This is a genomic window from Tersicoccus solisilvae, from assembly GCF_014643255.1.
GTDB lineage: Bacteria > Actinomycetota > Actinomycetes > Actinomycetales > Micrococcaceae > Tersicoccus > Tersicoccus solisilvae.
On the sequence record NZ_BMJI01000017.1, the window covers coordinates 1 to 20,424 of the forward strand.

The 20,424-nt window shown below is 71.9% G+C and carries 19 protein-coding genes and 3 tRNA genes; 6 read left to right on the forward strand and 16 right to left on the reverse strand.

All coding sequences use genetic code 11. The features are described 5' to 3' along the window. Positions 1–116 precede the first annotated feature (116 nt). Genes IEX22_RS11870 through IEX22_RS11885 form a run of 4 tightly spaced genes read right to left on the reverse strand, consistent with a single transcriptional unit; the run spans position 117 to position 4,591 of the window. Positions 117–893, reverse strand: a complete 777-nt coding sequence (locus IEX22_RS11870) for an enoyl-CoA hydratase (RefSeq protein WP_188668629.1) — start codon at positions 891–893, stop codon at positions 117–119. A 4-nt stretch (positions 894–897) separates the two neighbouring features. Then, complete coding sequence (gene mmsB, locus IEX22_RS11875; RefSeq protein WP_188668630.1) at positions 898–1,941, reverse strand: 3-hydroxyisobutyrate dehydrogenase; 1,044 nt, start codon at positions 1,939–1,941, stop codon at positions 898–900. Next, the gene (locus IEX22_RS11880; protein ID WP_229659992.1) at positions 1,938–3,089 is read right to left on the reverse strand and encodes an enoyl-CoA hydratase/isomerase family protein; all 1,152 of its coding nucleotides are present in this window, start codon (positions 3,087–3,089) and stop codon (positions 1,938–1,940) included. Before IEX22_RS11880 ends, mmsB begins: the two co-directional genes overlap by 4 nt. A 2-nt stretch (positions 3,090–3,091) precedes the next feature. Next, positions 3,092–4,591, reverse strand: a complete 1,500-nt coding sequence (locus IEX22_RS11885) for a CoA-acylating methylmalonate-semialdehyde dehydrogenase (RefSeq protein WP_188668631.1) — start codon at positions 4,589–4,591, stop codon at positions 3,092–3,094. Between the two features lie 164 nt (positions 4,592–4,755). On the opposite strand from IEX22_RS11885, the gene IEX22_RS11890 reads away from it, so the two are divergent. Together IEX22_RS11890 and IEX22_RS11895 are read left to right on the forward strand one after the other, a co-directional pair. Continuing rightward, the gene (locus tag IEX22_RS11890) at positions 4,756–5,559 is read left to right on the forward strand and encodes an exodeoxyribonuclease III (protein ID WP_188668632.1); all 804 of its coding nucleotides are present in this window, start codon (positions 4,756–4,758) and stop codon (positions 5,557–5,559) included. A 21-nt stretch (positions 5,560–5,580) separates the two neighbouring features. Then, positions 5,581–6,423 carry a DUF8083 family protein gene (locus IEX22_RS11895; protein WP_188668633.1) on the forward strand — a complete coding sequence of 281 codons (843 nt, stop codon included), beginning with the start codon at positions 5,581–5,583 and terminating at the stop codon, positions 6,421–6,423. Positions 6,424–6,476: 53 nt separating this feature from the next. On the opposite strand, the gene IEX22_RS11900 is transcribed toward IEX22_RS11895, so the two are convergent. The 5 genes from IEX22_RS11900 to IEX22_RS11920 all read right to left on the reverse strand — a co-directional run bounded on the left by IEX22_RS11900 (position 6,477) and on the right by IEX22_RS11920 (position 11,300). After that, positions 6,477–7,637, reverse strand: a complete 1,161-nt coding sequence (locus tag IEX22_RS11900) for a LacI family DNA-binding transcriptional regulator (RefSeq protein WP_188668634.1) — start codon at positions 7,635–7,637, stop codon at positions 6,477–6,479. Between the two features lie 48 nt (positions 7,638–7,685). After that, positions 7,686–7,955 (reverse strand): hypothetical protein, encoded by a 270-nt coding sequence (locus IEX22_RS11905; protein ID WP_188668635.1) that lies wholly within the window; start codon positions 7,953–7,955, stop codon positions 7,686–7,688. Between the two features lie 22 nt (positions 7,956–7,977). After that, positions 7,978–8,877, reverse strand: coding sequence for a carbohydrate ABC transporter permease (locus tag IEX22_RS11910; protein WP_188668636.1), 900 nt, complete (start codon positions 8,875–8,877; stop codon positions 7,978–7,980). After that, complete coding sequence (locus IEX22_RS11915) at positions 8,874–9,797, reverse strand: carbohydrate ABC transporter permease (protein WP_229660002.1); 924 nt, start codon at positions 9,795–9,797, stop codon at positions 8,874–8,876. The genes IEX22_RS11910 and IEX22_RS11915 overlap by 4 nt, the downstream gene beginning before the upstream one ends. A 207-nt stretch (positions 9,798–10,004) precedes the next feature. After that, positions 10,005–11,300 carry an ABC transporter substrate-binding protein gene (locus IEX22_RS11920; protein WP_188668638.1) on the reverse strand — a complete coding sequence of 432 codons (1,296 nt, stop codon included), beginning with the start codon at positions 11,298–11,300 and terminating at the stop codon, positions 10,005–10,007. Between the two features lie 207 nt (positions 11,301–11,507). On the opposite strand from IEX22_RS11920, the gene IEX22_RS11925 reads away from it, so the two are divergent. Beyond that, positions 11,508–13,196 (forward strand): glycoside hydrolase family 13 protein, encoded by a 1,689-nt coding sequence (locus IEX22_RS11925; RefSeq protein WP_229659993.1) that lies wholly within the window; start codon positions 11,508–11,510, stop codon positions 13,194–13,196. A gap of 150 nt (positions 13,197–13,346) precedes the next feature. Here IEX22_RS11925 and IEX22_RS11930 read toward each other — a convergent pair whose 3' ends face one another. Further along, entirely contained in the window at positions 13,347–13,790 is a 444-nt protein-coding gene (locus IEX22_RS11930) for an Asp23/Gls24 family envelope stress response protein (RefSeq protein WP_229659994.1), read from the reverse strand. Positions 13,791–13,876: 86 nt separating this feature from the next. Next, entirely contained in the window at positions 13,877–14,482 is a 606-nt protein-coding gene (locus IEX22_RS11935) for a TetR/AcrR family transcriptional regulator (protein ID WP_229659995.1), read from the reverse strand. Between the two features lie 157 nt (positions 14,483–14,639). Here IEX22_RS11935 and IEX22_RS11940 point away from each other — a divergent pair, with 157 nt between their 5' ends. Beyond that, entirely contained in the window at positions 14,640–15,665 is a 1,026-nt protein-coding gene (locus tag IEX22_RS11940; RefSeq protein ID WP_188668639.1) for an aldo/keto reductase, read from the forward strand. Positions 15,666–15,759: 94 nt separating this feature from the next. Here the strand turns inward: IEX22_RS11940 and IEX22_RS11945 are convergent, their stop codons facing one another. The 5 genes from IEX22_RS11945 to IEX22_RS11965 all read right to left on the reverse strand — a co-directional run bounded on the left by IEX22_RS11945 (position 15,760) and on the right by IEX22_RS11965 (position 17,961). Then, positions 15,760–16,968, reverse strand: a complete 1,209-nt coding sequence (locus IEX22_RS11945) for a globin domain-containing protein (RefSeq protein WP_188668640.1) — start codon at positions 16,966–16,968, stop codon at positions 15,760–15,762. 65 nt (positions 16,969–17,033) lie between these two features. After that, positions 17,034–17,480: an RrF2 family transcriptional regulator gene (locus IEX22_RS11950; protein WP_188668641.1), complete on the reverse strand. Its 447-nt coding sequence runs from the start codon at positions 17,478–17,480 to the stop codon at positions 17,034–17,036. A gap of 103 nt (positions 17,481–17,583) precedes the next feature. Further along, positions 17,584–17,659 (reverse strand) — tRNA-Phe (locus IEX22_RS11955). An 81-nt stretch (positions 17,660–17,740) separates the two neighbouring features. Further along, positions 17,741–17,814: transfer RNA gene (locus IEX22_RS11960), tRNA-Asp, on the reverse strand. 71 nt (positions 17,815–17,885) lie between these two features. Beyond that, positions 17,886–17,961, reverse strand: a tRNA-Glu gene (locus IEX22_RS11965). Between the two features lie 161 nt (positions 17,962–18,122). On the opposite strand from IEX22_RS11965, the gene IEX22_RS11970 reads away from it, so the two are divergent. Further along, positions 18,123–18,476 (forward strand): metallopeptidase family protein, encoded by a 354-nt coding sequence (locus IEX22_RS11970; protein WP_188668689.1) that lies wholly within the window; start codon positions 18,123–18,125, stop codon positions 18,474–18,476. 252 nt (positions 18,477–18,728) lie between these two features. After that, positions 18,729–20,366 carry a C40 family peptidase gene (locus IEX22_RS16030; protein ID WP_188668642.1) on the forward strand — a complete coding sequence of 546 codons (1,638 nt, stop codon included), beginning with the start codon at positions 18,729–18,731 and terminating at the stop codon, positions 20,364–20,366. The last annotated feature ends 58 nt before the right edge of the window (positions 20,367–20,424 follow it).

Consider the following 20,424-nt stretch of genomic DNA (forward strand, 5'->3'; position numbering starts at 1 on the left):
ACCATGGATGTCCGACGTCGACAGGCGACCCAACCCACATGTTTCTCCCGCTCCACGCGGGCCGCAAGGCCCCAGCCCGCTATTGACGAGCTGGCGAGGGGGCCAGGGGGGCGGGGTCAGCGGTGGTGGAAGTCGGGCGTCCGCTTCTCGACGAAGGCGGCCATGCCCTCCTTCTGGTCCTCCGTGGCGAAGGCGGAGTGGAACAGGCGGCGCTCGATCTGCACCCCGTGCGTCACGCCGGTCTCGAACGCGGTGCCGACGGCCTCCTTGGCCAGCATCGCGACGGGCTTCGACGTGGCCGCGATGGTGCCGGCCGCCTCGAGGGCCTCCTCCAGCACCCGGTCGGCGGGCACGACGCGCGAGACGAGGCCGGCACGCAGCGCCTCCTCGGCGTCGATCTGCCGCCCGGTGAGGATCATGTCCATCGCGAGCGCCTTCCCGACGGCGCGCGTGAGACGCTGGGTGCCGCCCATGCCGGGGAGCACCCCGAGGGAGATCTCGGGCTGGCCGAAGCGGGCGGTGTCCGCGGCGATGATCAGGTCGCACATCATCGCCAGCTCGCAGCCGCCGCCGAGGGCGTAGCCGGAGACGGCGGCGACGAGCGGGATGCGCAGCCGGGTCAGGTCCTCCCAGTGCCGGAACCAGTCCGCGGCGTACATGTCCATGTAGGACTGGGACGCCATCTCCTTGATGTCCGCACCGGCCGCGAAGGCGCGCTCCGAGCCGGTGATGACGACGGCGCCGATGCCGGGGTCGGCGTCGAAGGCCGTCACGGCGGCGACCAGCTCGTCCATCGTGGCCTTGTTCAGGGCATTGAGCGCCTTCGGCCGGTTCAACGTGATGAGGCCGACCCGGCCCCGGGTCTCGACCAGCACGGTCGCGTCGTCGCTCATGTCCTCACCCTCCCACGGAGTCGTCGGCGGCCACAGCGTCATCTCCGGCCGGGCCATCTCCCGCAGTGCCGTCTCCGGCAGCAGCCGGCCCACCCGCGGACGCGTGCCGGATGTCGGTGATGATGCCGGAGAAGTCCCGAGTGGCGCCCTCGCCCGCGGCGTACCGCTGGTAGATGGCGGCCGCGGCAGGGCCGATCTCGGCGGCGACGCCGGTGCTCTGCAGGGCCGCGAGGGCCAGGCCGAGGTCCTTGGCCATCAGGGCACCGGCGAACCCGGGCCGGTAGTCGCGATTGGCGGGGCTGGTCGGCACCGGTCCGGGCACGGGGCAGTTCGTCGTCACGGCCCAGCACTGCCCCGACGCCGTGGAGATGACGTCGAAGAGCGCCTGGTGGGACAGGCCGAGCTTCTCGCCGAGCACGAACGCCTCGGAGGAGACGATCATGCTCGCGCCGAGGATCATGTTGTTGCAGATCTTCGCGGCCTGGCCGGCGCCGTGGCCGCCGCAGTGCACGATCTTCCGCCCCATCACCTCCAGCAGCGGCATCAGCTGCGGCAGATCCGCCTCGTCCGCGCCGACCATGAACGTCAGGGTGCCGGCCTCGGCGCCGACGACGCCGCCGGAGACGGGGGCGTCCGCGCTGCGGTGCCCGGCGGCGAGGGCGGCGTCGGCGGCCTCGCGCGACTCCTCGACGGTGATGGTCGAGCAGTCCAGGAACAGGGTGCCCGGGTCGGCCTGGGCGAGCAGCCCGGGCTCCGCCGGACCGCCGAGGTAGGCCCGCAGCAGGTGCGCGCCGCTGGGGAACATGGTGAGGACGATCCGCGCACCCGCGGCGGCGTCGAGCGCGCTCTCGGCGGTGGGGATGCCGGCGGCGCGCGCGGCGTCGACGGCGGCGGGCACGACGTCGTACCCGGCGACGTCGTAGCCGGCGGCCACCAGGTTGGCGGCCATGGGCAGGCCCATGTGCCCGAGGCCGAGGAAGGCGATGCGGCCGGCCTTGGCGGGCGCCGGCCCGGTCGCGGCCGACGGGGTCGGCGTCGTGTCGGTCATGATGCACCCTTCGTTGCCGTCTCGTGCTGGGCGGTGCCGTCGAGCCCGTCCAGGTCCAGGTCGTGCTCCAGCGGCGCGAAACAGGCCGCCACGACGGCCGGGTCGACGGCCGCCAGGGTCGGAGGGTCCCAGTGCGGATCACGGTCCTTGTCGATGACCTGGGCTCGCACGCCCTCCGGGAAGTCGTGGCCCTGCAGCAGGCGCAGGCCCACGCGGTACTCGTTCACCAGGGCCTCCTGGAGCCGCGTCGCGCCGCGGGCCCGGCGTACGCCCTCGAGGGTCACGCACAGCGAGGTCGGCGACTTCTCCCGGATGGTCGCCGCTGCCGCCGCGGCGTCCTCGTTGCCGGCGCCGCCCAGCTCGTCCAGCCGGGCGACGATCTCCGGCACGGTCTGCCGGCCGTACGCGTCGTCGATCCACGCCGCGGCGGCGGCCAGGGCCGACGGCGGGACGTCGGCGACGGCGAACCGGGCGACGACGTCGTCGGCGGGCTCGGTCTCGAGTGCCGCCTCGATCGCGTCCAGGTCGGCGGCGGCCACGAGGCGGTCCGCGAGGCCCAGGTGCAGCGCGTCCGCGGCGTCCAGGTGGGCGCCGGTCAGCGCCGCGTGCAGGCCCGCGCCGCCGTCGGTCCGGGAGAGCAGCCACGTGCCGCCGACGTCGGGGGCGAAGCCGATGGTCGTCTCCGGCATGCCGCTGCGGGTGCGCTCGGTGACCAGCCGGTGGCTGCCGTGCGCGGAGATCCCGATGCCGCCGCCGAGGACCAGCCCGTCCATGAACGCGACGTACGGCTTGGGGTACGCCGCGATGATCGCGTTCAGCAGGTACTCCCGCGCCCAGAACCGCTCGCTCGCGGTGGTGTCCCGCCGGCCGTCCTGACTCGTCGAACCGGCACCGTCCGCGGTCATGTCCCGGTAGATGGCGACGATGTCGCCGCCCGCGCACAGGCCGCGCTCCCCCGCGCCGCGGACCAGGACCGTCTCGATCGCGTCGTCGTCGCGCCAGGCCGTCAGCGCCGCGAGCATCGCCTCGACCATCTCGGCCGTCAACGCGTTGACCGCACGCGGCCGGTTCAGGGTGAGGACGCCGAGCCTGCCGCGGACCTCGGTGAGGACGGGCGGCTCGACGGGTCCGGTTGCGGAATCCGCCACCGTCAGCTGCCCTCGGGCATGACGAAGCTGGCGCCCGCGCGGATGCCCGACGGCCACCGCGTGGTCACCGTCTTGGTGCGGGTGTAGAAGCGGAACGCGTCGGCGCCGTGCTGGTTGAGGTCGCCGAAGCCGGACGCCTTCCAGCCGCCGAACGTGTAGTAGGCGATGGGCACCGGGATCGGCACGTTGATGCCGACCATGCCCACCTCCACCCGGGACGCGAAGTCGCGGGCGGCGTCGCCGTCGCGGGTAAAGATCGCCACGCCGTTGCCGTACTCGTGCTCGGTCGGCAGCCGCAGGGCCTCCTCGTAGTCCGCGGCCCGGACCACGGAGAGCACCGGGCCGAAGATCTCCTCGCGGTAGAGCGCCATCTCGGGCCGGACGCGGTCGAACAGGGTCGGCCCCACCCAGAACCCGCCGGGGTAGCCGTCGACGGTGCGGCCGCGGCCGTCGGCCACCAGCTCGGCGCCCTCCTCGATGCCGGTGGCGATGGCCGCCTCGATGCGCTCCTTCGCCGCGGCGCTGACGACGGGCCCGAAGTCCGCCTCGGGGTCGGTGGCCTCGCCCAGGCGCAGACCGTCGATCCGTTCCTTGAGCCGGGCGACGAGCGCGTCCGCCGTCTGCTCTCCCACCGGCACGGCGACGGAGATCGCCATGCACCGTTCCCCGGCCGAGCCGTAGCCGGCACCGATCAGGGCGTCCACGGCCATGTCCAGATCCGCGTCCGGGAGGATGATCATGTGGTTCTTGGCGCCGCCGAAGCACTGGGCGCGCTTGCCGTTGGCCGCCGCGTGGGCGTAGATGCTCTGCGCGATCGGGGTGGACCCGACGAAGCCGACCGCCTTGATCCGCGGGTCGTCCAGCAGCGCGTCGACCGCGACCTTGTCGCCGTTGACCACGCTGAAGATCCCGTCCGGCAGGCCGGCCTCGGTGAGCAGCTCGGCCAGCCGCAGCGGCACGGAGGGGTCCCGCTCCGAGGGCTTGAGCACGAACGCGTTGCCGGCGGCGAGCGCGGGACCGGCCTTCCACAGCGGGATCATGGCGGGGAAGTTGAACGGCGTGATGCCGGCGACGACGCCGAGGGGCTGGCGCAGCGAGTGCACGTCGATCCCGGTGCCCACGCTGTCCGAGAACTCGCCCTTGAGCAGGTGCGGGGCGGCCGCGCAGAACTCGACCACCTCGATGCCACGGGCGATGTCGCCCTTCGCGTCGGCCAGCGTCTTGCCGTGCTCGGCGGAGAGCAGGGCGGCGAGCTCGTCGACGTGCTCGTTGACCAGGTCGACGAAGCGCAGCAGGATGCGGGCCCGGCGCTGCGGGTTGGTGGCCGCCCACGCCGGCTGGGCCGCGGCGGCGACGCCGACGATGTCGGCCACCTCGCCGCCGTCGGCCAGCGGCACCCGGGAGGTGATCTGGCCGGTGGCCGGGTCGTGGACGTCGCCGAACCGGCCGGACGTACCGGCCCGGTGGGCGCCGCCGCTGTAGTGGGTGAGATCGCGGGTCACCGGAGCTCCTTCGCGTCGGGTACCGAGGGCCGTGGACCGCCGCTCGGATCCGAGCCGGATGTGATCCACGTCTCCTGCCGAGAATACTCGGACATCCTAGTAAATGGCCAGCGGGCGGGCCGGGGCCAGCACGGGGCCGACGTCGGGCTTGGTAGGTTGGATCGGTGAGGATCGCGACCTGGAACGTCAACTCCCTGCGTGCCCGCGCCGACCGCGTGGAGGCCTGGCTGGACCGCTCCGACGTGGATGTGCTCGCCATCCAGGAGACCAAGTGCAAGGACGAGAACTTCCCCTGGGACCTGTTCGAGCGCCTCGGCTACGACGTCGCCCACTTCGGCGTCAGCCAGTGGAACGGGGTGGCGATCGCCTCCCGCGTGGGCCTCGAGGACGTCGAGCGCACCTTCGAAGGGCAGCCCACCTTCGGCAAGGAGGAGGCGGACGCCGTGCAGGAGTCCCGGGCGATCGCGGCGACGTGCGGCGGAGTGCGGGTGTGGAGCCTGTACGTGCCCAACGGCCGCGACCGGAACGACCCGCACATGCAGTACAAGATCGACTGGCTCGGGGTGCTCAAGGACCAGGCGGCGAGCTGGCTGGCCACCGATCCCGACGCCCAGGTGGCCCTGGTCGGCGACTGGAACGTGGCCCCGCGGGACGAGGACGTGTGGGACATCGACCTGTTCGAACGCGAGCAGGCCACCCATGTCAGCGCGCCGGAGCGGGCCGCGTTCCACGCGTTCGAGGAGGCCGGGTTCGCCGACGTCGTGCGCCCGTACACGCCCGGTCCCGGCGTCTACACCTACTGGGACTACAAGCAGCTGCGCTTCCCCCGCCGCGAGGGCATGCGGATCGACTTCGTCCTGGCCTCCCCGGCCCTGGCCGCCCGGGTCACCGGCGCCTCCATCGACCGGCAGGAACGCAAGGGCAAGGGCGCGTCGGACCACGCCCCCGTGGTGGTGGAGCTGGCCTGACCGCGGGTCTACGCTGACGTCATGGTCGGCATCGTGGCGATCGGCGGGACGTACGACGTCGCCGCCGGGCTGCCCTTCCAGTCGCACCTGCGGGTGTACGAGCCGTTGCACGCCTTCGAGCCGCACGGCCTGATCGGTGCGGCCGAGGATCCCTCCACCGCCGACCGGCAGGACATGCTCGCCTCCCTGGCCCGCGCCTGCGAGCCGCGCTACCAGCCGTTCCCGGTGGGCCCGGAGCACGTCCGGGCGCTCGACGTCACGGACGGCGCCGGCACCACGCACCGGTTGTTCAACCCCGGCCAGCTCGGCGTGCGCGCACTGCTGGCCGCCGAGAAGCTGAGCAACGCCGTCTCCACCGATCTGGCTGAACTGGTCGTGCCGGGGGAGGCGCTGGAGCGGCACCTCGACGACCTGCGCACCTCCGACGGGACCGACCGCCTGCACACCCGCACCGCGACCTGGGGCGTGCCCCTGGCCTGGTTCGCGTTGTTCAGCGACGAGGACCCGGTCCAGGTGTTCCGGTCGGGCGACCGGATCAAGAACTGCCGGCTCTGCACGGCTATCGGTGAGGCTCGCGACCGGGTCCGGTTCGCGGCGAGCAGCCTGGCCGCCGTCGTTCCCGAGATGGACCTGCTCACCGAACTGGGCGATCTCGGTGAGTGGCTCGACGGGTTCGACGACGGCGCCGCCGTGGCCCTGGACTACGGCCAGGTCGCGGAGGCCGTCTACCCCGACGACTCCCCCTCCGACCTGCGGCTGGGCATCGAGTGTCTGGCCGAGGCGGACATGACCGGGGCGGCCGCCGCGTATCGGCGCCTCGCCGGCCGCTGGCTGCCGATCAAACAGCTCGCCCGGGCCTCCTGACCCTCCGCAAGGGGCGGGTCACACTCGGGGCCGGACATCGTCCGGCCCCGGGCTCATGCCGGCTGCACCCGGGGCCGGGCCGTGCCCGCGCCGAGCGAGCGGGAACCGGAGGGCGCCGCGTGTGCCCCGGCACCCGTCGCACCGACGCGCCCCGCGGACGCCCGCCCGGACCGGCTCCCCCGGCCGGCGGCGGCGAGCAGGGGCGCCGGGCCGGTGCTGCGCCGGATCACCAGCTCGTGCGGCTCGGGTGCCGGCTGCGCGGTGAGATCTCCCTCGTCGCCCTCCAGCGCGGCCAGCAACAGCGTGGCCGCACGCTCGCCGGCCGCGATCGGATCCTGACGGATGGTCGTGAGGCCGAAGACCTCGGCGAACTCGTGGTCGTCGACGCCGATCACGGACAGGTCTTCCGGGACCCGCAACCCGGCCTCGGCGGCGGCCAGGAGGGCGCCGAAGGCCATCTCGTCCGACGAGGCGACGATGCCGGTGGGCCGTTGGCGCGGGTCGGCCGCGAGCACCCGGGCCACCGCATCCTTGGACCTGTCCGCCGCGTAGTCGCCGAACACCGTGGACGCGGCACCGACCGGCAGCCCGGCCGCGCCCATGGCGTCGCGGAATCCCGCGGCGCGGAGCCGCGGCACGGAGAAGTCGATGCCGAACGAGCCACCACCGGCCAGGTGCACGATGCGCTGGTGGCCGAGCCCGATCAGATGCTCGGTCGCGTCCCGCACCGCGGCCCGATCGTCGATGCTGACGTGCCGGCACCCGTCCACGGGGCCGCCGACGACGATCACGGGCTGCTCCAGCGCGTGCAGTGCCGCCAGCTCCTCGTCGGTCAACGCCATGCAGAGCACCACCAGCGCATCGATCCGCTTGCGCAGCATCGACCGGTGGAAGACCCGGTCGCGGTTGGTGCCCGCCCCGCCCAGGCTGTAGAGATCGAGGTCGTAGCCGCGGGAACGCAACTGCCGGTCCACGCCCTCGATCGCGCTGGCGAAGAACCAGCGGTGGACCACCGGCACGAGGACGCCGATGGCCATGTTGCGCCCGGTCGCCAAGCCGGCGGCCGAGGACGAGGCGACGTACCCCATGGCGTCGGCGATGGCCAGGACGCGATCCCGGGTATGCGGCGAGACGCCGGAGCGGCCGCGGAGCGCGCGCGAGACGGTCGCGGTGGAGACCCCCGCGCGCGCCGCGACCTCGTCGATGCTGGGCATGAGACAGGACCTTCTGCGTGAGACCGAGAAAGCGGGGGCGGGACGGTGTCAGTACGTACGGCGCCTGGCCTCGACCCGCGGGAGCCGGCGGCGCAGCCGCCAGAGCAACACGACGACGATCGCGAGCGCGACGGCGCCGGCGAACCACGACCAGGCGAACTGGCCGGTCGTCGAGGTGTAAACGCCGATCGCGGCGACGGCGAGGACGGCGAAGGCGAGGAAACCGATCACCGCTTCCAGGTGCTCGGCGATCCGCACCCGACGCAGCTGGTCCTCCGCGTCGAGCTCGTCCTCGTCGTCGCCGTCCTCGTACCGCACGTCGTTCGGGCCGCCGTCCGGGTTACTTCACGCCGCCGGCCGTGAGGCCGTCGACGATCCGCCGCTGGAAGATCAGCACGAGGATGACCAGCGGGATGGTCACGATCGTGCCGGCCGCCATGACCGTGGTGTACGGCTCCTGGCGGGGGATCGCCCCGGCGAAGTAGGCGATCGCGACCGTGACGGTCCGGGTCGCCTCGTTGGAGAGCTGGCTCGCGATGAGGAACTCGTTCCAGGCCGAGATGAACGCCAGGATGGCTGTGGTGAACACCGCCGGCGCCGCGAGCGGCATGATCACCTTCCGGAACGCCTCACCCGGGGTGCACCCGTCCATCCGTGCCGCCTCCTCCAGCTCCCACGGCATCTCGCGGAAGAAGGACGTCAGCGTGTACACGGTCAGGGGCAGCACGAACGAGATGCTCGGGATGATCAGCGCCTGGTAGGTGCCGATCCACTCGATCTTGGTGAACAGCTGGAACAACGGCGTCACCAGGGCGACACCCGGGAACATCGAGGCGCCCAGGATGAAGCCGAGGATGAGGAACTTGCCGCGGAAGTTCAGCCGGGCGAGCGCGTACGCGGCGAACACCCCGACGATCAGCGAGATCACCGTGGTCACCGTCGAGACGAGCAGGCTGTTGCCCAGCGCCAGCAGGAAGTGGTTGCCGGTGCTCTCGTCGAACGCGGCCCGGAAGTTGTCCAGGGTCACGTGGGTGGGCCAGGGCGTGTTGTCGAACGTGAAGTTCACGTCCCGGAAGGCCGTGACGACCATCCAGTAGAACGGCGCCAGGCACCAGACCAGGATGATCACCGCACTGATGTAGGTGCGGATGTTCGCCCACCGGTCGCGCCGGCTGGCGGCGTTGTTGGGGATCTCGGCCTGGGCGGCCTCTCCGGCCACGGGGCCCGCGACGGCGGTCATGCTGCCACCTTCTTCCGCTTCCGGCGCTTCGGGCCCGCGCCCTCGACGACGTTGGCTCCCAGGAACTTCACGAAGATGAAGGCCACCAGGAAGATGATGAGGAACGTGATCGTCGACAGGGCGGCGGCGCTGTTGACGCCCGCCCGCATCTGCTGGATCACGAGGATGGACAGCGTCGTGGTGCCGTTCGCTCCCCCGGTCAGGATGGCCGGCAGGTCGTACATGCGCAGCGCGTCCAGCACGCGGAACAGGATCGCCACCATCAGCGCCGGCTTCACCAGCGGCAGGGTGATCTGCACGAATCGCTGCCAGGCGGTGGTGCCGTCGACCTTCGCGGCCTCGTACACCTCGGCCGGGATCAACTGCAGGCCCGCCAGGATGAGCAGCGCCATGAACGGCGTCGTCTTCCACGTGTCCGCGATGATGATCGCCCACCGGGCCGGCCACTCGCTGCCGGTCCACAGGATGGTCTGCCCGATCAGATGGTTGAGGATGCCGTCCGAGGCGAAGATGAAGTACCACAGCTTCGCGGTGACGGCGGTGGGGATAGCCCACGGCACGAGCACGGCGGCCCGCAGCAGGCCCCGGCCCTTGAACTTGCGGGCCATGATCGTCGCCATCCAGAAGCCGAGCACGGTCTCCAGGGTCACGGTGACGATCGTGAAGAGGAACGTGACGCCGGTGGCCGTCCAGAACTGGCCACCGATGCTGCCGTCCGGGCAGGTGAAGGCGCCGGCGCCCGCGGGGCACTGCTGCAGCAGCCACGCGGTGTAGTTGCTGAAGCCGGCGGGACCACCCTCCACGAAGAGGCCGGTCGCGGGGTCGAGGCCCTGGTCCTTCTGGAAGGACAGGGTGATCGCGCTGATGACCGGATAGAGGATGACGATCGCCAGCAGGATGAGGGTGGGGGCCAGCAGCATCGCCGCCTGGCGCCCCTGGGTCTTCTCCGCCCGCTCCTCCTCGAGCGGTTGGGGCGCCGTGCCGCCGCCGTTCAGATCGGTTTCGTTGACAGCCGTCGACATGGTCCCTCCTTTCCTGTGCGCACAGGCCGGGCCCGCGCGCGGAGTGATGATGGGAGAAAGGGCCGGGGGCGGGACCGGTCAGCCGTGCCCGCCCCCGGCGTCCGATCACTGGGAGCCGGCGGTCGCGGCCGTCAGTGCCTTGTTCATGTCGTCCACCGCGGTGCTGACATCCTTCTCACCCTTGATCGCGGCGTAGGCGTTGTCCTGGATCGCCTTCGTCACCGCGGGGTAGAACGGGGTCACCGGGCGCGGCACGGCGTTGTCGATGGAGGTCTTCAGCACCGGCAGGTACGGCAGCTCCTTGACCACGGCGGCATCCGTGTACAGCGAGCCGAGCACCGGGGCCAGCGAGCCGTTGACGGCGAACGCCTTCTGCTGCTCCTCGCTGGTCACGAAGGTCAGGAAGTCCTTGGCCGTGGCCTTGTTCTTCGAGTAGACGCTGATCGCCGAGCTGTGCCCGCCGAGCGAGGAGGCACCGGGGCCGTCCTTGCCGGGCAGCGGCGCCATCCCGAACTTGTCCGCGACCTTCGAACCCTCACCCTTGAGCAGGTTGTAGATGTACGGCCAGTTGCGCAGGAACAGCAGGTTGCCGTTCTGGAAGGCGGCGCGCGACTGCTCCTCCTGGAACGTGATCGCCTCCTTGGGCATGTTGCCGTTCTTGTAGGCGTCGGCCAGGTTCTGCAGGCCCTTCTTCGCCTCGTCCGAGTTGACCGCGGGCTTGCCGCTGTCGTCCAGGATCTTGCCGCCGGCCGAATTGATCGCCTCGGACGCGTTGACGGTCAGGCCCTCGTACTTGGCGGCCTGGCCGGCGTAGCAGCCGATGTTGTTCTTCTTGGCGATGTCACACATCCCCATCATCTCGTCCCACGTCTTCGGCGGCGTGGGCACCAGGTCCTTGCGGTACCAGAGGATGCCGCCGTCCGAGGACTGCGGGGCGGCGTAGAGCGTGTTGTTGTAGGTCGCCGCCTTGACGGTCGACGGGATCATCTTGGACGTGTCCAGCGACATCGAGTCCTTCAGCGGCTGCAGCCAGCCCTTGGCCGCGAACTCCGCGGTCCAGACCACGTCGACGCTGACGACGTCGTAGTTGGCGTTCTTGGCCTGGAAGTTCTGCACCAGGTCGTCGTGCTGCTGGTCGGCGTTGTCCGACTGCTCCTTGAAGGTGACCTTCTCGTTCGGATGCGCCGCGTTCCACTTGGCGATCATCGGTTTGACGACGTTGGAGTTGTCTTTGCCCTGCACGTAGGTGATGGGGCCGCGCCCCTCCATGTTGGCGGCCGCGTCGCTGTTCTGCTGCTGGCCGCCCCCGCCGGAGCTGGACCCCCCGCCCCCGCAGGCCGCCAGCGAGAGCGCCAGCGCACTCGCCATCGCCAGGGGGACGATCTTCTTCCGCATTCCCATGCCGGTTCTCCTCGTTGAGACGTGCCACGAACGGACAGGCCCGGAGCCTCCCGTGACCTGCGTCATAGTAGTAATGCGGCGACGCCCTTCGCAAGCGCTTACGCCCATGAGAGAGTGGGTGGCGCCGAATCGTTATCGGCCGTCCCGCGACCGGTCCCCCGACGGAGACACCTCCGACCGGGCCCGCCACCCCCTGGAGAGGAACCCGTGACCCTCGAACCCGCCCCGGCCGACACCCGGACCACCCCCTGGTGGGCCGACGCCGTCATCTATCAGGTGTACCCCCGGTCCTTCGCCGACGCGGACGGGGACGGCATGGGCGACCTGCCCGGCATCACGGCCCGGCTGGACCACCTGGCCTCGCTCGGCGTCGACGCGCTGTGGCTCTCCCCCTTCTACCTCTCACCGCAGCACGACGCGGGCTACGACGTCGCCGACTACCGGGAGGTGGATCCCCGGTTCGGCACGCTCGCCGACTTCGACGCCCTCCGCGAGAAGGCGGACTCCCTGGGCATCCGTACCGTCGTGGACCTGGTGCCCAACCACACCTCGAACGAGCACGTGTGGTTCCAGCAGGCCCTCGCCGCGGCCCCGGGTTCGCCCGAGCGTGACCGCTACGTCTTCCGCGACGGCCGCGGGCCCGACGGGTCGGAGCCGCCCAACAACTGGACCTCGGTGTTCGGTGGACCCGGCTGGACCCGGGTGCCGGACGGCCAGTGGTACCTGCACCTGTTCGACGTGACCCAGCCGGACCTGAACTGGCACAACCCCGAGGTCGTCGCCGAGTTCGACGACGTGCTCCGGTTCTGGCTGGACCGCGGAGTCGCCGGCTTCCGGGTGGACGTGGCGCACGGCCTGGTCAAGCACCCGGACCTGCCGGACTGGGACGGCCACACCGCCATGGTCGAGGGCACCACCCGGGCCGAGGGCGCCGACCCCGTCGAGGAGCACGTGCCCGCGCCGATGTTCGACCAGGACGGCGTGCACGAGATCTACCGGCACTGGAACGACATCCTCGCCGAGTACGACGGCGACCGCATGATGGTCGCCGAGGCGTGGGTCGAACCGGCGCCGCGACTGGCGAAGTACGTCCGCCCCGACGAGATGCAGCAGGCGTTCAACTTCGAGTTCCTGATCGAGGGCTGGGATGCCGCCGGCATGGCCCGGGCCGTCGACAGCGTGATGAGCGCCAACGAGGCGGTCGGCGCCCCCACCACGTGGGTGCTGTCCAACCACGACGTCGTCCGCCACGCCAGCCGCTTCGGCCTGACCGATCCCACCGGCCGCTCGGCCGGCATCGGCCCCGCCGACGAGCAGCCCGACGCGGGGATCGGCCTGCGGCGTGCCCGCGCCGCGACCCTGGCCATGCTGGCGCTGCCCGGCTCCGCCTACCTGTACCAGGGCGAGGAGCTGGGGCTGCCGGAGGCGACCGAGCTGCCCGCCGAGGTCCGTGAGGATCCCACGTTCGTGCGCAGCGGCGGGGCCGATGTCGGGCGCGACGGCTGCCGTGTCCCGCTGCCCTGGGAGGCGGCCGCACCGGCCTACGGCTTCTCCCCCACCGGGGCGAGCTGGCTGCCGCAACCGGCCGCGTTCGCCGAGCACGCGGTCGACGTCCAGGACGGTGTCCCCGGCTCCACGCTCGAGCTCTACCGGCAGCTGATCGCCCTGCGACGGGAGCTGCGGCTCGGCACCGGCACGATGGCGTGGGCCGACGTGCACGCGCCGGGCGAGGGCATCCTCGCGTTCACGACCGAGGGAGTGCTCGTGGTGCTCAACGCCTCGGACCGCGCCTTCGAGCTGCCGACCGGCGCCGAGCTGCTGTTGGCGAGCGTCCCGGACGCCGTCGACGGCGGCGCCCTGGCTCCCGACACGGCGGCCTGGCTGCGCCTGGCCTGAGGCCTCGTCACGACGAACGGCCGGCGCCCTCGCGGGTGCCGGCCGTTCGTCGTTGCCGCTCGATGAAGGGTGGGTCCCCGTCCGGCGGTCTCGACCGATCCGGTCCCCGGACACGCCGCCGGGCAGGAGCAGCCGCAGCCGCTGCGGGGTTCAGACGAGGTCGGGGCGTTCCGCCCGGGCGAGGTGGCGGTCCGGCACGTGCACGTCGGCGATCTCGACGTTGACCTCGGTGACCTGCAGGCCGACGAGCCGCTCGACGTCGTGGTGCACCGCGGCGCGCACCAGCTCCGCCGTCTCCCGCAGCGGCTCGCCGAACTCGGCGACGAGCACGATGTCGACCGCGATCTGCCGGCTGCCCAGCTCGACCCGGACCCCGCTGCGGGTGTCGTCGGCGCCGACCGCCTCGCGGATCGCGCCGATCGCCCGGGGCGTTCCGGCGCCCAGGGTGTGCACCCCGGGGACACGGCGGGCGGCGAGTGCGGCGATCCGCGCCGCGGCCGCGTCGGCGATCTGCGTCGTGCCGGCCATGTCCTCGTCGTGGCGGTCCCGGTGCGGAACGGCCGGCGCGGTCGCGCGGCTCTCGAGCGAGGTCACGGTTCTCCTCCGGTTCGGTGCGGATGTCGGCTGGCCCCAGCGTATCGACCGGGCGGCGGAAGCGAGACCGGCACCCACCCGATCCGTCAGTCGGCCGGGCTCCGCAGTCCCGCCAGGAGCAGGCGCACCATGCGGGCCTCGCGGCCGGACGCACGCGACGCCGGGCCGCCTCCGTGGCAGAGGTTCGCGACGGCGGCGAGGAAATCCTCGGCGTCGACGTGCCGGGTGATGTCCCCGGCGTCCAGCGCGGCGGCGAGCAGCCGCTCGAGAGTGGGCACGAGGCGCGTCGCGAAGGCCGCGGCGAGGGGCTCGTACGCCGTGTCCCCCGAGTGCAGGGCGGCGGCGAGGCCCTGCTTGGTCGCGACGAATCCGGTGAAGCGCATGACCCACGCGTCGAGCGCCTCGCCCGGGGCCAGTGCGGTCTCCATCTCCTCCGCCGCGTCGACGCACGCGTCGAGCTCGCGCCGGAACACCGCCGAGATGAGGTCGGACCGCAGCGGGAAGTGCCGGTAGAGGGTCCCGACGCCGACACCCGCGCGTTCGGCGATCGCGCGCACCGGCGCGGTGACGCCCGCCTCCGCGAACACCGCCGTCGCCGCCTCGACGAGGGCATCGGCGTTCCCCCGGGCATCGGCGCGCATGCGGCGACGCTCGACCGCGCCGTCGTCGGTGGTGCGCGAGACCGCGGGCATCGGAGCCTCCCTTGTGCCGGAACGTTGTTCCACCTACAGTAGCGAACACCGAAGCGGAACATCGTTCCGAATCCTGGTCGCCGTCAGCGACGGTCACCAGCAGGCCGCACGACACCCCCCACGACATCCCGCACGACCCCACCACCAGGAGCAGACCATGCAGTACCGCACCCTCGGCCGCACCGGCATCAAGGTCACGCCCTACGCCCTCGGCGCGATGATGCTCGGCTCGCTCGGCAATCCGGACCGCGACCAGGGCGTCGCCATCGTGCGGCGGGCCCTCGACGCCGGCATCAACGTCGTCGACACCGCCGATCGCTACGGCGATTCCGAAGAGGTCGTCGGCATCGCCCTGAAGGGACGCCGCGACGAGGTCGTCCTCGCCACCAAGTTCTGGGGGCCCGTGGACGACGACGTCAACCACCGCGGTGCGTCGCGACGCTGGATCATGCAGGCCGTGGAACGATCACTGCGCCGCCTGCAGACCGACCACATCGACCTGTACCAGCTGCACCGCCCGGATCCCGACACGGACATCGACGAGACCCTCTCCGCGCTGACCGACCTCGTCCGGCAGGGCAAGGTCCACGCCATCGGCTCGTCGTCGATGCGCGGGTCGGAGATCGTCGAGGCGCAGGGGGTGTCCGAGCGCCGCGGTTTCGAGCGGTTCCGCACCGAGCAGCCGAACTACTCGATCCTCGACCGGGAGATCGAGCGGGAGATCCTGCCGGTCACCCAGCGCTACGGCATGGGCACCCTCGTCTACAGCCCCCTCGCGGGCGGGACACTGACCGGGCGGTACCGCGCCGGGCAGGCGAACGACAACTTCCGTTCGACCCGCACCGGCATGCGCCACTTCCGGGACGAGCGCCGGCTCGCCGCCGTGGAGGAGCTCGTGACCCTCGCCGATGACCTCGGCGTGGCGCTGACGCACCTGGCCATGGCGTTCGCGATCGCCCATCCCGGCGTCACCTCCGCCATCGCCGGGCCGCGCACGATGGAGCAACTGGACGACACCCTGGCCGGGATGGACCTCGCACTCTCGGACGAGGTGCTCGATCGCATCGACCGGATCGTGCCCCCCGGCGAGAGCATCGGCGCCATGGACATGGTCTACCGGGGACCCGAGGTCGCCGACGCCACCCGGCGTCGGCGGCCCGCCGAGCAGCGATCGGCAGGCTGACCCGGCCCTCGATCCCGAGTCGCCACCGGCCGCAGGGAACACCGCCCGGACACCGCCGGCCCGGTCGCGGCGACGGCGGGGCCGTCGAACCGGCTCAGGCCACGTCGGCCTGCCACAGGTCCGGGCCGAACACCTCGTACTGGATGTCCGCGGCCGGGACGCCCCGCTCGAGCAGGGCACTGCGGAGCGCCTGCATGAACGGCAGCGGCCCGCAGAGGTAGTAGACGGCCCCGTCGGGCAGGTCCACGTCGTCCACGGACATGAAGCCCGCGTGCACGGATGCGGCCGCGAGGGTGCTCTCGGGGCCGTCCTCGTACCAGAGGTGCAGGCTGGCGTTCGGCAGGGCGGCGACGTCGCGGTCCACCTGGCTGCGCAGGGCGAACGACTGCTCCCGCGCGTCGGCGTGCAGCACCGTGATCGGCAGTCCCGAGTGCGCCTTCACCAGGTGGGAGAGCATGCCCGCCATCGGGGTGATGCCCACGCCCGCACTGGCGAAGACCACCGGACGGCCCGAGTCGTCGAGCACGACGTCGCCGTACGGCAGGGACAGCGTGAGCCGATCACCCACCGCCACGTCGTCGTGCAGCAGGGTGGAGACCTCCCCGGCGGGCTTGCCACCGCCGGTCACCCGCTTGACCGAGAACTGCCGGTGCTCCCCGTCGTCGGCGGCGGTGAGGCTGTACTGCCGTGGCTGGTGCACCCCGTCCGGCATCAGCGCCTTGACGGTGACGTACTGCCCCGGCAGGGACGCCTTGACCAGCCGGTCGTCGACCCGCTTGACGATGAAGGTGACGACGTCGTCGGTCTCCTGGATCCGCTGCTCGACCTCCCACTCGCGCCAGACGGTGCTCGGCCGGACCCCGCGGGCACTGTAGAGGCCACGCTCCTGATTGATCAGGACGTTCGCCATCAGCCAGTACACCTCGTCCCACGCCGCTGCCACCTCGGGGGTGACGGCATCGCCGAGGACGTCGACGATCGCCCACATCAGGTTGTCGTGCACGATCTGGTACTGATCCGGCGAGATGCCCAGCGACGTGTGCTTGTGCGCGATCCGGTTGAGCAGGTGGTCGGGCAGCTCGCCCGGCCGGTTGACGAGGAAGGACGCGAAGGCCGCCACCGAACCCGCGAGGGCCTGCTGCTGCGCCCCTTCGGCCTGGTTGCCGCGGTTGAAGATCCCGTCGAGCAGTTCCGGATGGTTCTCGAACATGTGGCGGTAGAAGCGCGAGGCGATCTCGACGATGTTCTCACCGACCACGGGCAGGGTGGCTTCGATGACGGGGCGTGCGTGGTCCGACAGCATGGAGGCTCCTCGGTCGCGGGTTCAGCGGATAACTTGCATCATAGATACAAGTTATCCGCCGACTCTCATCCGACGGGCGAGCCGGGATCGATCTCGAGCAGCAGGCCCGACGTCGGCGGCGCGAACAGATCGGCGATCCTGACGCCGTCGAGGGACCGGAGGAACTCCTCCTGCGCCCGCCGCAGCGCGGTGCGCAGGTTGCAGGCCTGCCGGAGCGGGCAGGGCGCGGCGGGGTTGTCGCAGTCGATCGGGTCCGGCCGCGGCTCGAGGCGCCGCATCAGCCATCCCACGGTCACCTCCGCCGCGGCATCCGTCAGGCGCAGTCCTCCCCCGCGCCCGCGGCTGGTGTTGACGAGACCGAGCTCGCGCAGCCGGACGACGGCCTTGGTCACGTGGGTGTACGGGACGTGGATGGCCTGCGCGAGATCGCGGCTGGTCATCCCCGTCTCCCCGGCGAGACCCAGGCGCATCATCGACCGCAGGCAGACGTCACTGAAACCCGAGATGCGCACGCTCACCCTCCTCGCGACGGGTGCCTGCGGCCAGCGTCCCGAGCGGCACCGAGGGCCCGGAGACGACGGAAGCCCCCGGACGATTCCGGGGGCTTCTCGACGATGGTGGCTCCGACCGGCGTCGATCCGGTGACCTTTCGATTTTCAGTCGAACGCTCTACCAACTGAGCTACAGAGCCCGGCCACGCCGCGGCGAACCGCGGACGATATGCCGCGACGGCCCCGACCCAGCGATTCCTCACTGACCGACGCCGCCTGAGCGACCCTGACGGGACTTGAACCCGCGACCTCCGCCGTGACAGGGCGGCGCGCTAACCAACTGCGCTACAGGGCCTTGGTGTACCCACCGAGGCAGAACCATCATCCTACCCCAGCCGGTGGGCACGGAGATCCACCGGATCTCCGTGGTACCCCCAACGGGATTCGAACCCGTGTCGCCGCCGTGAAAGGGCGGTGTCCTAGGCCACTAGACGATGGGGGCCCGGGCACGGCACGGATCCTGCGCGAGGAGGAACTCCCCGTCGGCGAGGCATCCCGTTGTGGACCTCCATCAGCATAGGGGACGGCGCCCGTTCCGCCAAAACGGACCGGCCAGCGGGCTCGACGCGGCACCCGTCGCCCGGGGGCGAGAATGGACCGGTGATGGAGCTGTCCGAGGAGGACTTCGATCTGGCCGTGCGGATGGCCTTGCGGGACATTCCGGACGACCTGCGCGCCGCGATGTCCAACGTCGCCGTGTTCGTCGCCGAGGAGCCCGAGGACACGGAGGACGCCGGACTGCTCGGCCTCTACGAGGGCACGCCGCTGACCGAGCGGGACAGCTGGTGGGATGCGGGCTCACTTCCGGACCGCATCACGATCTACCGTCGACCGATCCTGGCGCTGGCGGGCACGCCCGACGACGTCGTGGCCGAGATCCGCACGACGGTGGTGCACGAGGTCGCGCATCATTTCGGTATCGACGACGACCGGCTCGAGGAACTCGGCTGGGGCTGAGACGACGATCTCCCGGCAATCGCGCGACACGCCGCCTGACCTGCCCGGCAAATGACACGCATGTTGTTTATGTTATTGATGGGGAAACTGTTGCCAAAGTGATATCTGAGTTCCTATTGTCGTTGCTGGTGTCAGCCACCAGGACGTCCAGGAGCGCGTGAGCGCTCCGGGGGAGGTCGTGGTCCGAGGACCGTCACGACCCCCGGGTTCCTCGTCGGCCGATGCCCCGTCGTCACCGGCATCGAGGACCCCATGATCACTGCACCCCGTCGCACCGCCACGCTGGCGCGCGCCGTCGCCGGCGCCGCCGCGGGCCTGCTGCTGCTCACGGCCGGGATCGCCCCGGCGTCCGCCGTCCCGGCGCCTCGACCGTCCGACGATGCGGCCACGGCCACCCCCGCCACCGACGACCTCCCCAGTGCCGCGGACATCGCCCGGGCGAAGGGGGACGAGGTCGCCACCGCGGTTCAGGTGCGTCGCATCGAGGGACGGCTCGACGTCGCCCGGGCCGACGCGGCGACGGCTCTGGTGACGGCGTTGCAGGCCGCGGATCGGTACACGACCGCCCTGCAGGTCAGCCAGGAGCGCCAGCGTGCGGCGGATGCCGCCACGGCCGCTGCCGACGACGCCGCCGGCTCCCTCCGCTCCGCCCGCACGGACGCCGGGCGTCTCGCCAGCACCATGTACCGCACCGCCGGGATCAGCCCGACCGGCGCCGGCCTGCTGGCCGGGCGGGGCACCGTCGCCGATCTGGAGAAGGCCGCGACCGCCGCCGTGCTCGCCGAGCGCCGCACGCGGACCATCGAGACCGCGACCCGTGCCGCTCGCTCGGCCGCCTCCCTGCGGGCGACTGCCGACGACGCTCGCCGCGCGGCCGCGGATGCCTCCGCGGCAGCCGACGCCGCACGAACCGGAGCGCAGTCCGCCGCGGACTCCCAACAGGCCCAGGCCACCGAGCAGGCTCGCCAGCGCACGGTCCTGATCGTCCAACTGGCGCAGCTGCGCAACACCACCGTCGACCTCGAGCGGACGCGCGTGGCCGGGCTCGAGCGGGCGCGGCAGCAGGCGGCGCTGGCGGCCGCCCTGGCCGCTTCGCGCGCGCAGGCACCCCCGACGCCGCCGGCGTCACCGGTGCCCACGCCGGCCCCCACCGCACCCTCACCGACCCCGTCCCCGTCGGCTGTCGTCCCGGCCGTCATCGGGTCGGCACCACCCGCCACGACGCGGACCACCACGACACCTGCCGACCGGCCGACGGAGCAGCCGACCGCGCGGCCGACGCCGGAGCCCGCGGTGGTGCCGGCGCCCGCGCCGACCAGGGCTCCCGCACCTGCACCTGCACCTGCACCTGCACCTGCACCCACCAGAACGCCCGCTCCGGAACCGGTGGCGCCCGCTCCGGCACCCGCACCCGCACCTGCACCTGCACCTGCACCCGAGCCGGTGGCCCCCGCTCCGGCTCCGGCTCCTCAGCCCGATCCGGAGCCCGCGCCGGATCCCGCGCCCGCGCCCGGAGCGTCGGCGGACACGACCCGCATCATGGTCGAGTACGCGCTCTCGAAGGTGGGGGGCACGTACGTGTGGGGCGGCAACGGGCCGGTCGGGTTCGACTGCTCCGGGCTGGTCCAGCAGGCGTTCCGCGCCGCCGGCGTCGACGTCCCCCGCGGCGGCACCGACCAGTTCTGGGCCGCACCGACTCGGGTCCCGCTCGCCCAGGCCCGCTACGGTGACCTGCTGGTGTTCGGCAGCGGACCGGGTTTCTACCACATCGCCATCTACCTGGGGAACAACAAGGTCGTGCACGCGCTCAACCCGACCGAGGGGATCATGGTCAACGACCTGAGCCAGCTGGCGGGCATGGTGCCCTACGGCTACGCCGCCCGGTACTGACGCTCCCCACCGGAGACACCGCACCACCCACCCCGCGATCGGCTCGCCGACGGTCTTG

Bases quoted from the DNA above. Each gene is read 5' to 3' on its own strand.
- IEX22_RS11870 (WP_188668629.1), bottom strand. From the start codon at position 893: ATGAGCGACGACGCGACCGTGCTGGTCGAGACCCGGGGCCGGGTCGGC.
- mmsB (WP_188668630.1), bottom strand. From the start codon at position 1,941: ATGACCGACACGACGCCGACCCCGTCGGCCGCGACCGGGCCGGCGCCC.
- IEX22_RS11895 (WP_188668633.1), top strand. From the start codon at position 5,581: ATGGTCGGCATCGTGGCGATCGGCGGGACGTACGACGTCGCCGCCGGG.
- IEX22_RS11900 (WP_188668634.1), bottom strand. From the start codon at position 7,637: ATGCCCAGCATCGACGAGGTCGCGGCGCGCGCGGGGGTCTCCACCGCG.
- IEX22_RS11910 (WP_188668636.1), bottom strand. From the start codon at position 8,877: ATGACCGCCGTCGCGGGCCCCGTGGCCGGAGAGGCCGCCCAGGCCGAG.
- IEX22_RS11915 (WP_229660002.1), bottom strand. From the start codon at position 9,797: ATGCTGCTGGCCCCCACCCTCATCCTGCTGGCGATCGTCATCCTCTAT.
- IEX22_RS11920 (WP_188668638.1), bottom strand. From the start codon at position 11,300: ATGGGAATGCGGAAGAAGATCGTCCCCCTGGCGATGGCGAGTGCGCTG.
- IEX22_RS11935 (WP_229659995.1), bottom strand. From the start codon at position 14,482: ATGCCCGCGGTCTCGCGCACCACCGACGACGGCGCGGTCGAGCGTCGC.
- IEX22_RS11940 (WP_188668639.1), top strand. From the start codon at position 14,640: ATGCAGTACCGCACCCTCGGCCGCACCGGCATCAAGGTCACGCCCTAC.
- IEX22_RS11945 (WP_188668640.1), bottom strand. From the start codon at position 16,968: ATGCTGTCGGACCACGCACGCCCCGTCATCGAAGCCACCCTGCCCGTG.
- IEX22_RS11970 (WP_188668689.1), top strand. From the start codon at position 18,123: ATGGAGCTGTCCGAGGAGGACTTCGATCTGGCCGTGCGGATGGCCTTG.
- IEX22_RS16030 (WP_188668642.1), top strand. From the start codon at position 18,729: ATGATCACTGCACCCCGTCGCACCGCCACGCTGGCGCGCGCCGTCGCC.